General features: G+C 65.1%; 13 protein-coding genes. 8 read left to right on the top strand and 5 right to left on the bottom strand.

Going from position 1 to position 13,550, the window contains the following annotated elements; translation table 11 throughout:
- The first annotated feature begins 171 nt into the window (after nt 1–171).
- The 5 genes from HX774_RS19980 (at nt 172) to adhP (ending at nt 4,630) form a co-directional block, all read left to right on the top strand.
- Nucleotides 172–744: a hypothetical protein gene (locus tag HX774_RS19980; protein WP_255500061.1), complete on the top strand. Its 573-nt coding sequence runs from the start codon at nt 172–174 to the stop codon at nt 742–744.
- Nucleotides 738–947, top strand: coding sequence for a hypothetical protein (locus HX774_RS04965; protein WP_178824771.1), 210 nt, complete (start codon nt 738–740; stop codon nt 945–947). The genes HX774_RS19980 and HX774_RS04965 overlap by 7 nt, the downstream gene beginning before the upstream one ends.
- On the top strand, nt 911–1,879 hold the full coding sequence (locus HX774_RS04960; RefSeq protein ID WP_178824769.1) for a GAF domain-containing protein: 969 nt from the start codon (nt 911–913) through the stop codon (nt 1,877–1,879). The genes HX774_RS04965 and HX774_RS04960 overlap by 37 nt, the downstream gene beginning before the upstream one ends.
- Before the next feature lie 132 nt (nt 1,880–2,011).
- Nucleotides 2,012–3,529: an aldehyde dehydrogenase family protein gene (locus HX774_RS04955; protein ID WP_178824767.1), complete on the top strand. Its 1,518-nt coding sequence runs from the start codon at nt 2,012–2,014 to the stop codon at nt 3,527–3,529.
- A gap of 69 nt (nt 3,530–3,598) precedes the next feature.
- Nucleotides 3,599–4,630, top strand: a complete 1,032-nt coding sequence (adhP, locus tag HX774_RS04950) for an alcohol dehydrogenase AdhP (protein WP_178824765.1) — start codon at nt 3,599–3,601, stop codon at nt 4,628–4,630.
- Between the two features lie 19 nt (nt 4,631–4,649).
- Here the strand turns inward: adhP and soxR are convergent, their stop codons facing one another.
- Nucleotides 4,650–5,135 carry a redox-sensitive transcriptional activator SoxR gene (soxR, locus tag HX774_RS04945; protein ID WP_255500058.1) on the bottom strand — a complete coding sequence of 162 codons (486 nt, stop codon included), beginning with the start codon at nt 5,133–5,135 and terminating at the stop codon, nt 4,650–4,652.
- Between the two features lie 111 nt (nt 5,136–5,246).
- On the opposite strand from soxR, the gene HX774_RS04940 reads away from it, so the two are divergent.
- On the top strand, nt 5,247–6,725 hold the full coding sequence (locus tag HX774_RS04940; protein WP_178824760.1) for an MFS transporter: 1,479 nt from the start codon (nt 5,247–5,249) through the stop codon (nt 6,723–6,725).
- Between the two features lie 386 nt (nt 6,726–7,111).
- Here HX774_RS04940 and HX774_RS04935 read toward each other — a convergent pair whose 3' ends face one another.
- On the bottom strand, nt 7,112–8,179 hold the full coding sequence (locus HX774_RS04935) for a saccharopine dehydrogenase (protein ID WP_178824758.1): 1,068 nt from the start codon (nt 8,177–8,179) through the stop codon (nt 7,112–7,114).
- 102 nt (nt 8,180–8,281) lie between these two features.
- On the opposite strand from HX774_RS04935, the gene HX774_RS04930 reads away from it, so the two are divergent.
- Nucleotides 8,282–8,872 carry a TetR/AcrR family transcriptional regulator gene (locus tag HX774_RS04930; RefSeq protein WP_255500071.1) on the top strand — a complete coding sequence of 197 codons (591 nt, stop codon included), beginning with the start codon at nt 8,282–8,284 and terminating at the stop codon, nt 8,870–8,872.
- 219 nt (nt 8,873–9,091) lie between these two features.
- Here the strand turns inward: HX774_RS04930 and HX774_RS04925 are convergent, their stop codons facing one another.
- Nucleotides 9,092–9,769, bottom strand: a complete 678-nt coding sequence (locus HX774_RS04925; protein WP_178824754.1) for a hypothetical protein — start codon at nt 9,767–9,769, stop codon at nt 9,092–9,094.
- A 326-nt stretch (nt 9,770–10,095) separates the two neighbouring features.
- On the opposite strand from HX774_RS04925, the gene HX774_RS04920 reads away from it, so the two are divergent.
- On the top strand, nt 10,096–11,238 hold the full coding sequence (locus HX774_RS04920; RefSeq protein ID WP_178824752.1) for a serine hydrolase: 1,143 nt from the start codon (nt 10,096–10,098) through the stop codon (nt 11,236–11,238).
- 24 nt (nt 11,239–11,262) lie between these two features.
- Here the strand turns inward: HX774_RS04920 and HX774_RS04915 are convergent, their stop codons facing one another.
- Both HX774_RS04915 and HX774_RS04910 read right to left on the bottom strand, forming a co-directional pair.
- Nucleotides 11,263–12,285: a phosphotransferase family protein gene (locus HX774_RS04915; RefSeq protein ID WP_178824750.1), complete on the bottom strand. Its 1,023-nt coding sequence runs from the start codon at nt 12,283–12,285 to the stop codon at nt 11,263–11,265.
- Nucleotides 12,282–13,532: an acyl-CoA dehydrogenase family protein gene (locus tag HX774_RS04910; protein WP_178824748.1), complete on the bottom strand. Its 1,251-nt coding sequence runs from the start codon at nt 13,530–13,532 to the stop codon at nt 12,282–12,284. Before HX774_RS04910 ends, HX774_RS04915 begins: the two co-directional genes overlap by 4 nt.
- Nucleotides 13,533–13,550: the final 18 nt, after the last annotated feature.

The raw sequence follows: 13,550 nt of genomic DNA, 5'->3' as shown, positions 1-13,550 counted from the left end.
GTATTCCTGACGGTCTCGCGTCCGTTGCTTCCGCCGCCCCTGCTTCATACCGTCACCCCATCCAGGGCGTCCTGACGGTCTTTTTTTCGAAACAAGCTTTTGAATTGTTTTGGAAAAGTGACCGGCAAGGACCCCGAAAACGCCTGACGGTCTTTTGGAAAGGGAAATGGCATGCTTACCGACGCAGAACTGATGAATACGCGAGGAAAATCAAAGGCGTATAAAAAGACCGACAGGGACGGTCTTTTACGTGCTCGTAACACCGTCAGGAGGCATCGCTTTCAAGTACGACTGCCTCTTGTTCACAGGTTGCGTAGGGGCGGCGCGGCCTTTTGGCCTGACGAAGAGGACGCGGCCATCGCCTTCAGCCATTTCATTTCGGTGCAGCACCTCCGCACCAAACGGATCGCCGAGGTCATCGGCGACGGCAGACTGCCGTCGGGGCTGCCTCTCGAATTCCAGAATATCTGGCCGGTGATGCGCAATGTCCTCGCGGCAAACATGGGCTTCTCGCTCTTCGCGGATCGACAACGATGGAGGCTTCGCACGGTGCGCGCCGCCGGCATCCGTCGCTTCATCACGTCAGACCAGCCGGTCATGAACCTGCTGGAGCCCGTCGGCCACAATGATCTGGCGCTCTATTATCCACTCGGCCCGACGGTGGCCGCTCTGATGGAACACCTCGACAATCCGGGCGTCGTGGGCGAGCAGACGAGCTGGATGACGACGCCGTTCGGATGCTGAACCGGCGCATCTTCGCCTTTAGCCACGAGCAGGTCATCGGCACCCACCCCGACGAGTTCGCGGACCTTGAGGAAGCGGACTGGGCGTCGGCTGCCCTGAGCGGGCTGTTGACGTTTGGCGCAGTGGGGCGTCAAATTGCGTCGAGGGAACCCTTGGAGACCGACCGATGGCTGATCGGTGGCGCGGTGATCACGGCAGTCTGATCCGGCAGGCGCTGGACGAGGGAGCGGGCGCGCGCTCGGCGCTGGCGGCGTCGTGGCGGCGCTCTATGACCCTTTACGGCCTCGATCCCGTCGAGCATGGCCGGGTCGAAACCGTCACCGAGCAGCAGCTTCTTGAGGCGCGTCAGGCCATGGAGCCGCTGACGCGGGCGGCCGAGGGCGTGCTGGATCGGCTGTTCCTGGCGGTCGGAGGGGTCGGGTGCTGCGTCCTGCTGACCAACGCCGAGGGCGTGCCGGTCGAGCGGCGCGGGGCGGCGGCCGACGACGAGACCTTCCACCGCTGGGGTCTGTGGCCCGGCGCGGTCTGGTCCGAGGCGGTCGAGGGCACCAACGGCATCGGCACGGCCCTGGCCGAGCATCGCGCCGTGACCATCCACCGCGAACAGCATTTCCACGCCCGCAATACGGGGCTGAGCTGCATCACCCACCCGATCCACGACCACATGGGGCGGCTCGCCGGAGCGCTGGATGTGTCGTCCTGTCGGGCGGATGCGACCGAGGCGCTGTTGGGGCTGATCTCGGCGGCGGTGTCGGATGCGGCGAAGGCCATCGAGGCCCAGACCTTCCTGCAGGCCTTCGCCGACGCGCGCATCGTGCTGGCGGGCGGGGCGACTGAGCGGAACGCAGCGGCCCTGCTGGCGGTCGACAGGCATGATCTGGTGATCGGGGCTACAAGGGCGGCGCGTCTGTCGCTGGCCATCACCGACGAGCGGATCGCGGCCCAGCTGCCGGCGTCGGATTTGCTGACGCCCGGCGGGGCCGAGGCGGACCTGCTGGAGGCCGAGCGGGGGGCCGTGCGGCGGGCTCTGGCCCGCAGCGGAGGCAATGTCTCGGCCGCCGCGCGGGCCCTGGGCGTCAGTCGCGCCACCCTGCATCGCAAGCTGCATCGTCTCGGTCTGATCGACCTGCACTGACCTGTCGCAATCCTGCGACAGGTTTGCGCCGCACCATTGCGCCTGCGTCTGGCGCTTCGTCCCCTGCCGACCAAACTGGCCTCAAACGACGTCGAACAATCGACGCCCCAGGAAACCAGCAGGAGGCTCTCTGTGACCAAGCCCGAATTCATCCGCGCCGCGACGCCCAAATTCAAGACGCGCTACGACAACTTCATCGGCGGCCAATGGGTCGCCCCGGTCAACGGCCGCTATTTCGAGAACACCTCCCCGGTGAACGGCCGCGTCCTGTGCGAGGTGGCTCGCTCGGACGCGGCCGACGTCGAGCTGGCGCTGGACGCCGCCCACGCCGCCAAGGACGCCTGGGGCAAGACCAGCGTCGCCCAGCGCGCGCTGATCCTCAATCGGATCGCCGACCGCATCGAGACCAATCTTCAGGCCGTGGCCGAGGCTGAGACCTGGGACAACGGCAAGCCGGTGCGTGAGACCCTGGCGGCCGACATCCCCCTGGCCATCGACCACTTCCGCTATTTCGCCGGCTGCATCCGCGCCCAGGAGGGCGGCATTTCGGAGCTGGATAACGACACGGTCGCCTATCACTTCCACGAGCCGCTGGGCGTGGTCGGCCAGATCATCCCCTGGAACTTCCCTATCCTGATGGCGGCGTGGAAGATCGCCCCGGCCCTGGCGGCGGGCAACTGCATCGTGCTGAAACCGGCGGAACAGACCCCGGCCTCGATCCTGCTGCTGGCCGAACTGATCCAGGACATCCTGCCCGCCGGCGTGCTGAACATCGTCTCCGGCACGGGGGTCGAGGTCGGCGAGCCGTTGGCCACCAATCCGCGCATCGCCAAGATCGCCTTCACCGGCTCGACCGCCGTCGGTCAGAAGATCATGGAGTACGCAACGCAGAACATCATTCCGGTGACGTTGGAGCTGGGCGGCAAGTCGCCCAACATCTTCTTCAAGGACGTGATGGACGCCGACGACGCCTTCCTGGACAAGGCGCTGGAAGGGTTTGCGATGTTCGCGCTGAACCAGGGCGAGGTCTGCACCTGCCCCAGCCGCGCCCTGATCCACGAAGACATCTATGAGGCCTTCATCGCCAAGGCCATCGCCCGCGTCGAGGCCATCAAGCAGGGCGATCCGCTGGACCCGACCACCCAGGTCGGCGCCCAGGCCTCGGACCAGCAGCTACAGAAGATCCTGAGCTATCTGAAGATCGGCAAGGACGAAGGGGCCGAGGTCCTGACGGGCGGGGACCAGTCGCTGCTGCCGGACGACCTGTCGGGCGGCTATTACGTCAAGCCGACGGTGTTCAAGGGCACCAACGACATGCGGGTCTTCCAGGAGGAGATCTTTGGTCCGGTCCTGGCCGTGACCACCTTCAAGACCTTCGAAGAGGCGATGGAGATCGCCAACGACACCGAATACGGCCTGGGCGCCGGCGTCTGGTCACGCGACATGAACACCGCCTATCGCGCCGGCCGGGCCATTCAGGCCGGGCGGGTCTGGACCAATTGCTATCATCAGTATCCGGCGCACGCGGCCTTTGGCGGCTACAAGAAGTCGGGCATCGGCCGCGAGAACCACCGCATGATGCTGGACCACTATCAGCAGACCAAGAACCTGCTGGTCAGCTACAGCCCGGACAAGCTGGGCTTCTTCTGATCCTTTCGAAGGCGCGGACGTTCAGTCCGCGCCTTTTCTCTTTCGCGATCCAACCGAGGAGTAGTGATTATGGCCAGGACCATGAAGGCCGCTGTCGTGCGTGAGTTCGGCAAACCATTGGTGATCGAGGATGCGCCGATCCCGACGCCGGGCCCCGGCATGATCCAGGTGAAGATCGAGGCCACCGGGGTCTGCCACACCGATCTGCACGCGGCTGAAGGCGACTGGCCGGTCAAGCCGAACCCGCCCTTCATTCCGGGCCATGAGGGCGTCGGCTATGTCTCGGGCGTCGGCGCAGGCGTCAAGCACGTGAAGGAGGGGGACCGCGTCGGCGTGCCCTGGCTCTACACCGCTTGCGGCCACTGCAAGCACTGCCTCGGCGGCTGGGAGACCCTGTGCCATGATCAACAGAACACCGGCTATTCGGTCAACGGCAGCTTTGCGGAATATGTCGTCGCCGACCCGAACTTCGTCGGCCACCTGCCGGCCAACATCAGCTTCGAGGAGATTGCGCCGATCCTGTGCGCCGGGGTCACGGTCTACAAGGGGCTGAAGGTCACAGACACCAAGCCGGGCGACTGGGTGGTGATCTCGGGCGTGGGCGGTCTGGGCCACCTGGCGGTGCAGTACGCCAAGGCCATGGGCCTGAACGTGGCGGCGGTCGACATCGACGACGCCAAGCTCGACCTGGCCCGGCGCCTGGGCGCGACCGTGACGGTCAACGCCAAGACCTCAAACGACCCCGCCGCCGACATCAAGCGCCAGACCGACGGCGGCGCCCAGGGGGTGCTGGTCACGGCCGTGTCGCCCAAGGCGTTCGAGCAAGCCCTGGGCATGACTTCGCGCGGGGCGACGGTGGCCCTGAACGGCCTGCCGCCTGGCGACTTTCCCCTGTCGATCTTCGACATGGTGCTGAACGGGACGACGGTGCGGGGCTCGATCGTCGGCACGCGACTGGACCTTCAGGAAGCCCTGGATTTTGCGGCCGACGGCAAGGTGAAGTCGATCAATACAGTCGAACCGCTGGACAACATCAACGACATCTTCGCCCGCATGCACAGGGGCCAGATCGAAGGGCGGGTGGTCATGTCGCTCGGTTGATTTGTGAATATCGTTGAGTTCACTCATCGTCGCTGCCTTTGCGAAGGTCTGCTGTCGTGTCTCTTTCGAGCAGGACAGCGCCTTCGCCGAGTTGGCTCAAACGATCACTCGGATTTCTGAGGGGGCAGTCGGCCATTGAAAGACAGCCGCAGCCGATGCACCCGTCAAGCTGGTCACGCAACTGAACAAGGCTGCGTATGCGGTCAGTCAGCATGTCGCGCCAACTTGTGGAGAGCTGTCGCCAGTCGTCCAGGGCGGGGGCTCGGTCGGACGGAAGTTTGGCCAGCGCCGTCTTGATCGCCGCCAGCGGAATGCCCGCGCGTTGAGCCACCTTGATGATGGCGACGCGGCGCAGGACGTCGCGGGAATAGCGGCGCTGGTTGCCGTCGCTACGCCATCCCTGGATCAGCCCCTTTGCCTCATAGAAGTGGATGGTCGAGACCGCGACGCCGCTGCGACGCGCAATGTCTCCGACCGAAAGCGGGATGCGGACGTCGATCGGCATGTTCATGAAGCTTCTTGACCTCAACTATGGTTGAGGTTTCATAAGGCGTGTCGGCTTGCCCTTGCAAGCTCGCATCCGCGGTTGCGGATGAGATCCCGAAGTGGAGCTGACATGAACTCTCGCGACATCCCGTCCGAGCCGCGCTCGCAACCCATACGCTCGGCGGACGACGATACAGGTGAGGCGCTCCTCGTCCCGCCGAGGGTCGGCTGGGCCGCCCTGCTGTCCGGCGCGAACGGCGTACGGTCGCTCGCGCTTGTCGGGGGCGTCGCTCTCCATGCGATCAACGTCTACATCGCGACCACCATCCTGCCTTCGGTTGTTCGCGATATCGGAGGGCTGGATCTCTATGCCTGGAACACGACGGTCTTCGTCGTCGCCTCCATCATGGGGTCCGCGCTCTCGACCAGGCTGCTCCAGCGGGCGGGGCCAAGGGGCGGCTATGCGATCGCGGCTGCGGTTTTTGCCATCGGCGCCTTGATCTGTGCGGTTTCGCCTTCAATGCCGATCATGTTGATTGGGCGTCTCGTCCAGGGACTCGGCGGCGGATTCCTCTTTGCCCTTGCCTATGCGATGATCCGGGTGGTGTTCCACGAAGCCCTTTGGCCGCGCGCGATGGCGCTCGTTTCAGGCATGTGGGGCGTCGCGACCCTGGTCGGCCCTGCGGTCGGCGGCGTATTCGCTCAGCTTGGCGTCTGGCGGGCGGCCTTCTGGTCGCTCGCTCCGGTCGCCATTCTATTCGCCCTGCTGGCGGCGATGGCCTTGCCGAAGGGGGATGCCCGGCCGGCTGAGCGATCGGCGATCCCCTTCACGCAGATCGCCTTGCTAATGGCCGCAGTGCTGGCGATCTCGGCCGGCAGCACCTTGCCCGGCCTGACCTGGAATATTCTCGGCGTCGTCGCAGCCATCGTTCTGACGGGCCTGTTGGTCTGGGTGGAGGGGCGCGCCCGGCTGAAGCTGCTGCCCCTTGGGGCGTTTCGGCCGACAACATCGATCGCCGCGCTCTACGCGACCATATTCCTGCTCTCCATGGCGGTCACAAGCGGAGAGATTTTCGTGCCTCTCTTCCTGCAGGTTTTGCATCATCAATCTCCGCTCGTGGCAGGCTATCTCGCGGCCCTTATGGCTGCCGGCTGGACGCTCGGTTCGATCGCCAGTGCAGGGGCGGGCGGGCGCGGCGCTGATCGCATGGTCATGGCCGGCCCGCTTCTTGTCCTGGTCGGCATGGTGGTTCTGACCGTGCTGGCGCCAAACGTCAGCGCCGGCGGTTGGTTGGAACTGGTCCCGATCTGTCTGGCCCTGGCCGGCATCGGGATGGGCGTCGGCCTGGCATGGCCGCATCTGCTGACCCGGGTGATCAAGGCGGCGATCCCGAGCGAACAGGAACTGGCCGGCGCCTCCCTGACAACCGTCCAGCTATTCTCCACGGCCATGGGCGCCGCGCTCGCGGGAATGGTGGCCAATGCCGGGGGCTTGATCGATCCCGGCGGGACGGCGGGAACCGCAAGTGCGGCGCGCTGGCTGTTCGGCGTCTTCACCCTTGCACCATTGCTTTGCCTTGTGACGGTGAGGCGTATCGCCAGGGTCTGAAGCTGCTTGGCCGACCGGCGCCTCATCCTCGATTCGGTTGGAGCAATGGCGATGCTGTCGATAGGGGCGATCTGTGCGCTGTTCCCGGAATCTGCGCGGACTTTTCTGAGCGCCCACGAACAGGCCCTGTCCTCGCTGGGCGGCGGCCGACGTCGTTTCGTTCTCGGGATCGCCGCGCACGTCGCTGGACCCGAAGTCCCTGCGGGCTCGTCTGAATGCTCATGACCCTTGTCTGACGATCGAAGTCTTCCTGGGCGGCAGATCGTCACCGGTCGATGCGGCGGTGTCGGCCGGGTTGGCGACCTCGGCCTTTTCTCGCAGGCTTGCGCCGCTTCACCGTCGAGACATTGCCAGCACCTGCTCGCCAAGCACCCATCCACGGCGACCTAGCCGCTGATACAGACGCCCTCGCTTTTCAACAGAGCCGTTGCGAGCGCCGGGTCTGGCATGGCCTCGCCCAGGTGCACGCCGGGTTCCAGCGCAGGCCCGAGCCGCCCAAGCAGCCGCTCGATCTGAACGACGGCGCCCAGGGCGGTTAGATGGGTCTGCCCTTCGGGATCGACCACCTGCACTGTCTGTCGGATAGTCTCGCCCTGGGCGTCGCGTCCCTCCAGCTCGATCCGCACCCGGTGCGCTGCCCCTTCGCCGGGGTTGTAGAGCATGGATCGGCGCAGCTTTTCGAAACGCGGTCCCGACAGGGCCTTCCACACGCCGCTGGCGACCAAGACGTGAACAAGGCGGGTCTCGATCTGACCGTCGAACGCGATGCGCGCCTCCACCGTGCGAGCCCCGGTCAGGGCGGGCAGGTTGGCCTGATCGGGCGTGTCGAAACGATAGAGCCTGTGAGGGCCGCCTTCGCCGAAATCCCTGACCTGACCGTCGCGGAACCCGCGTCGCTCGCGCCAGACGCCGTCCTCCATCGTCAGGAAGGGCGTCGAGATGCGGTCCATGTAGGCGACCGAGTTGGGCCCCGCTCGATCCGCCAGTCCAAAGAGAACGCCTATGTCGATCCGCTCGACTGACGCCAGCTCCCGCGCGGCGTCCCGCGCTATCAAGCCGATGGTCGACGCCATCCAACTGGAGGCGAAGACGACGGGCGCGGCGGGTCGTCCCTGGGCACTGACCGTGGTCAGCGCCTGCTTCTGCGCCGACGTCCAGCGCGTCACGTCCAGATAGGGCGATCCGGCGTCCAGCGCCGCCGTCAGCAGCCGATCGTTCAGATCATTGGCCAGGCCGACGATGATCGCCCCTCTGGACGCCCCGCTGAGATCAGGCGCATCGATATTCAGCCGTATCGCCTCTGCCTCCAGCGGTGCGGCCGCTGCCTGCACCGCATCCAGCCGTCGCCCCGCCAGGACCAGCCGCAGGTCCGGTTGGCGTCGCCGCAGGATGGCCGCGACCTGGCACCCCACCACGCCTGCGCCGCCCGCCAGGATCACTGTCTTCGTTTGCATCTCATCCACACTTTTAAAATTGGTCGATTGACCAAATAAGTGAACTTGGTCGTTTGAACAAGTCTCTGTAAAATCCGCAACGCGAACAGGAAGGCGAAGGTGATGGCGGAACGAGGCGAGGCGCGGCGCGAAGCCATATTGGCGGCTGCGACAACGGTGCTGGCGCGCGAAGGGGCGCATGGCTTTCGCCTGCGCGCCATCGCCGCCGAGGCGGGACTGGGCCTCAGTCACGTCCAGTATTACTTCACCTCTCTGGATACGCTTTTGAGCGCCCTGGTGGACCGCTACCTCGCCGACTGGGACGCTCGGCTGGGCGAGACGGCGAGGGACCTGCCGTCGGCGATCGACGCCGTTCTGGACAGTCAGACCCAGGGCGAGGATTGTCGCCTATTGTGGGAGTTGTGGGCCATGTCCAGCCGCGATCCCGCCGCCGACGCCGCTCTGACCCGCTTCTACGCCGCCTATCTGGATCGGGTGGCCGATCTGGCGTCAGCGGCGCGACCAGACCTGGCGCCCGATACAGCGCGGGACTGCGCGGTCCTGATCGTCGCCCTGATTGAAGGACTGTCGATCCTGCGCGGCGCGGGGCGAGAGGCCGTGCTTGCGCCACATGCACGAACACAGGTTCACACCGCCGTTGATGCCCTCATTCTTTCGGCGGCCAAGCCACCAACAGCCGCTCGCTCCGCATGACCGCGCCGAAGGCGATCAAGCGCGCCTGATCCTCGGGATAGGCCGCCTTCACGGGGCAGCCAGTTGTGATGCTGCCAGCCTGCCTGATGACCCCGCCAGATCGCAAGGTTGCGGCAGGCACACCTACGTCCGTGGCTGTGAGACGCCAGCCGGTCGGGCGAAGGAGGCTGCGCTGGTACAGGAGCAACGAGCTTCAGGGCAGGGCGCTTCCCCTTACTCCTAGGCGAAGATTATCCGCCCACCGATATTCGGATATGTTCTGTAGTTATGTTGGCGGGTGATGTGTCGAGACCAGAAGTCGAAGATCGACAGGAGCTCGTCGATGGCTTCGAGCAGGGTCTTGATCCCTGGAAACTCCTTCAACGCCTCCTCTAGGCTGCCGAGAATTTTTGCGCCCATCTCGAAATTTTCGCGTGCGCGATTGAGGAAAGTCACGACGGCGAGCCGATCAGCCCACGCCAGATCCTTCGGTAGACCCCACTTTTTTGACACCTGCCTTTTGAAGAAGAGCGGATTGCCCGTTAGCCCGGCCGAGAAAAGGAAGGCGTGTCGGAGCGGATAGTTGATCTCCAAGTCCGCACGCAGAACCTTGAGCTTGGGTATGGCGTCATTGGCGATCATGCCGTGAGCGAGTTGCCCCATGTGCAGCAATTCGGTCCGATCGGTGCCTTCCCGAACGAACTCATAGAGCGCGGGCGTGTCGAGCGCCTGACCGAAGACGCCGAGGTCGGCGATGAGATCATCGAGTATCTCCAGCAGCAGCTTTCGGTCCCTGCCCATGTCACCGCCGCCGAGCCCGTCGCCGTCCGAACCATCGCCACCTGAACCCCCGTCGGAGGCGAACTGCATTCGCTTCCAGTTTTCGATGTCTCGTTCGCGTTCAACCTCGGTAACCATGCAACTTCCCCCCAAAAGTATGGGGGGCACCATACAGAAATCCTCGCTCAAGGAGAGCGTAGATGGCTCAAGGTTGCCGAAAATCGGCCAGGCCGCCTACGACAACCGAACAGCCGCTCTGGGCATTCATTCGCCTGGGTTGGCGACGTGGTGCGTCCCTGAGTTCTGCGCAGCATTGAGGGGCTGGGCCTGCGGCTTCGTTGCTCCGCCCGTCGCTTGGAAGGCGACACGGCGCTTCTGCAGGGGCGACGTTCGTCACGTTAATGGCCGCAACCTGACTCAAGCTTCACTTGAGGAGAGGAGGGGCCGCTCCCTAGGCTGCGGTCATGACCCTTATCAAGCATAGCCTTCCCGTCGGGGCATTGGCCTCACTGCTACTGTTGTCGCCCATGACGGCCTCCGCCGCAGAGCGACCTGATTTCGCGCCTCTTGAAGCGCAACTCGTCACAGCGTGCGAGGCCGGTGAATTTTCCGGGGTGCTCGCGGTGGCGCGGCGCGGCGAGATGCTATTCCAGCATGTCTGTGGTCAGGCCGATCCCGTCAATGGCGTCGCCAACACGCCCGAAACGCGGTTCAAGATCTTTTCGACCAGCAAGTATCTGACGGCCATCGCCATCCTGCGCCTGTGCGAAAACGGCGAGATGGATCTCGACGCTCCGATCAGTCGCTATCTCCCCGATGCGCCTTCGAGCTGGGCGGGCGTCACCGTGCGGAACCTGCTGAACCACACCTCGGGTCTGCCGGACCTGACGGAGGCCATGCTGGCGCGTTTCAGCGTCGATCACCCGACGGCGATGAAGGCGGTTCTGAACGACCTCCCGGAGGACGAGACCCGCCCCCTGGAAGCGCCAGGCGAAAACTTCCGCTATAATAATTTCGGTTTCGAGCTTCTGGCGCATGCGGCGGCTGCGACCCGGGGTGAACCCTTCGACCGCCTCCTCGATGAGCTGGTGCTCAAGCCAGCCGGAATGACGACCGCCAGCGTCGAAGCGCCCAATCTGGTCGCCGGTCACCCGGTGGCTGTGCAGGAAGAAGGCTTGGCGATCGGCTATAACGGCGCGCCTGGCGCCCTGAGCCAGGCCGAGAATTGGGCCTTTATTCAACTTGGCGCGGGAGCGGTCCGCGCCAGTCTTGCAGACATGCTGGCGCTCGACCGCGCCCTGGATGAAGGCCGATTGCTGAAGCTCGAAAGCCTGGCCAAGATGCGCGCTGCGCCGGTGGTGAGCCGGGACGGCAAGGCTGTGGTCGGGCCCAGGGGGTATGGGCTGGGCGTGGTGGTTTCTTCGGCGGCTGGCCAGGCCATGGTCGGGCACAGCGGCGGCACGAACGGCTATATCGCGGACTTCGAACAACTGCCCGATCAGGACGCTGTCCTTGTCATTCTGACCAACCGGGGCTTCACCCGTCTCCAGCCTCTGCGCGAGCAGGTGGGGCGGGCCTTTACGGCAGTCTCCACAGGCGGCGCCTGAGACAAATGGTAAGTTGGCGCCGACTCAAAAGTCAGCGCCGGCCAGTCGGGCCTCTCGGCAGGCCTCTTGGGCCAGGGGGGCGAGCATGGCTACGGTTTCGGCGGCCTTGGCGTTTGAGGCGTTGCCGCTCTGCATGCGCTTTTTAACGCCCTGGATGATCCCGACCAGCCGGAACAGGTTGAAGGCGAAATACCAGTGCAGGTCCGGTAGGTCGTCCCGCCCAGTCTGGGCGCAGTATCGACGGGTGATCTGGTCCAGCGTCGGAATTCCGGTCGCGGCGAAGTCCGTGCCGTTCAGGCCGGATCGTCCATCCGCGGGGAGGATCCAGTTCATCGCCATATAGGCGAAATCGGCCAGGGGATCGCCCAATGTCGCCAGTTCCCAGTCCAGGACGGCCCTGACCGTCATGGCGTCGGGCGCGTAGATCAGGTTGTCGATGCGGTAGTCGCCGTGGATGATTGAAGTGCGCGTCTGTTGGGGGATGGTGCGCGGCAGGAACTCGATCAGGGCTTCGACATCGGGCAGGTCGTCGGTCTGGGCGGCGCGGTACTGTTTGGTCCAGCGGCTGACCTGACGTTCGAAATAGTTGCCAGGCCGTCCGAAGTCGCCAAGGTCGAGGGCCTCGTAGTCCAGCGTGTGCAGGGCGGCCAGCGCGTCGACCATGGCTTCATAACCCTGGCGTCGTTCGTCGGGCGACAGGTCGGGCAGGGCGCCGTTCCAGAAGGTGCGGCCTTCGACCATCTCCATGACGTAGAATTCGGCGCCGATGACGCCTTCGTTCCGACATAGGGCGAAGGGCCTGGGGACTGGAAAGCCCGCCGAGGACAGAGCGGAAATCAACCTGTGTTCCCGATCCACGGCATGGGCCGAGGGCAGGAGGTCGCCAAAGGGGCGGCGGCGCAGGACATAGGCCTGGCCATCGACGGTCATCCTGTAGGTCGGGTTTGACTGACCGCCGGGGAATTTGTCCAACGTAAGGGCTGTGGGCGCCGTTGGCAGAAGGGGCGCCAGCCAGTCCGCCAGCCGCGCGGTGTCGAGATCGCTCATCGGCCAGCCTCAGCATAGCGAGCGAACTCGGAGCGGGCGATGGCGCGGGCATGGACCTCGTCGGGGCCGTCCGCGAAGCGCAGGGTGCGGATATTGGCCCACATGGCCGCCAGCTCGAAGTCCTGCGATACACCGGCTCCACCATGGGCCTGGATGGCGTCGTCGATGATGCGCAGCGCCATGGTCGGCGCCTGCACCTTGATCATGGCGATCTCATCCCGGGAGGCCTTGTTCCCGACGCGGTCCATCATGTCGGCGGCCTTGAGGCAGAGCAGCCGGGTCATCTCGATGTCGATCCGTGCGCGGGCGATCCGCTCCTCCCAGACCGAGTGTTCGCCGAGCCGCTTGCCGAAGGCGGTGCGCGACAGCAGGCGACGCGCCATGGCTTCCAGAGCTTCTTCGGCGGCGCCGATGGTGCGCATGCAGTGGTGGATGCGGCCCGGGCCCAGGCGTCCCTGGGCGATTTCGAAACCCCGGCCTTCGCCCAGCAGGATGTTGGCGGCCGGCACGCGCACGTCGGTCAGGCTGACCTCCATGTGGCCGTGCGGGGCATGGTCGTAGCCATAGACGGTGAGGGCGCGTTCCACCTTCACGCCGGGGGCGTCCAGCGGGACCAGGATCATCGACTGCTGGCGATAGGTCTTTTCGCCAAGATCGGTCTTGCCCATGACGATGGCGACCTTGCAGCGCGGATCGCCGGCGCCGGACGACCACCATTTGCGACCGTTGATCACATAGTCGTCGCCGTCGCGACGGATGTCCGTCTGGATGTTGGTGGCGTCGGAAGAGGCGACCGCCGGTTCGGTCATCAGGAAGGCTGAGCGGATTTCGCCCTGCATCAGCGGCGTCAGCCAGCGCTGCTTTTGTTCAGGCGAGCCGTAGCGGTGCAGCACTTCCATGTTGCCGGTGTCGGGCGCGGAGCAGTTGAACACCTCGCTGGCCCAGTCGATGCGACCCATTTCCTCTGCGCAGAGGGCGTATTCCAGGTTGGTCAGGCGCTCGCCGGTGAATTCGAAGTCGTCGGCTTCTGACAGGCCTGCCGGCGCTGGCGGCATGAACAGGTTCCACAATCCCGCGGCGCGAGCCTCGATCTTCAAGGCTTCGATTGAGGCCAGGGGGGCGGTCCAGCGGTCGCCGCCGGCGATTTCGGCATGAACCGCGGGCACGCGGGGGCGGACCTTGTCATTCATGAAGGCGCGGACGCGTCCCTGAAACTCGCGTTCACGCGGGGTCGGGGTGAAGTCCATCGGTACATCTCCTCAATG

The sequence above is a fragment of the Brevundimonas sp. P7753 genome (assembly GCF_013386595.1).
GTDB classification, from domain to species: domain Bacteria; phylum Pseudomonadota; class Alphaproteobacteria; order Caulobacterales; family Caulobacteraceae; genus Brevundimonas; species Brevundimonas bullata.
This window is presented reverse-complemented; position numbering and strand designations above follow the sequence as displayed.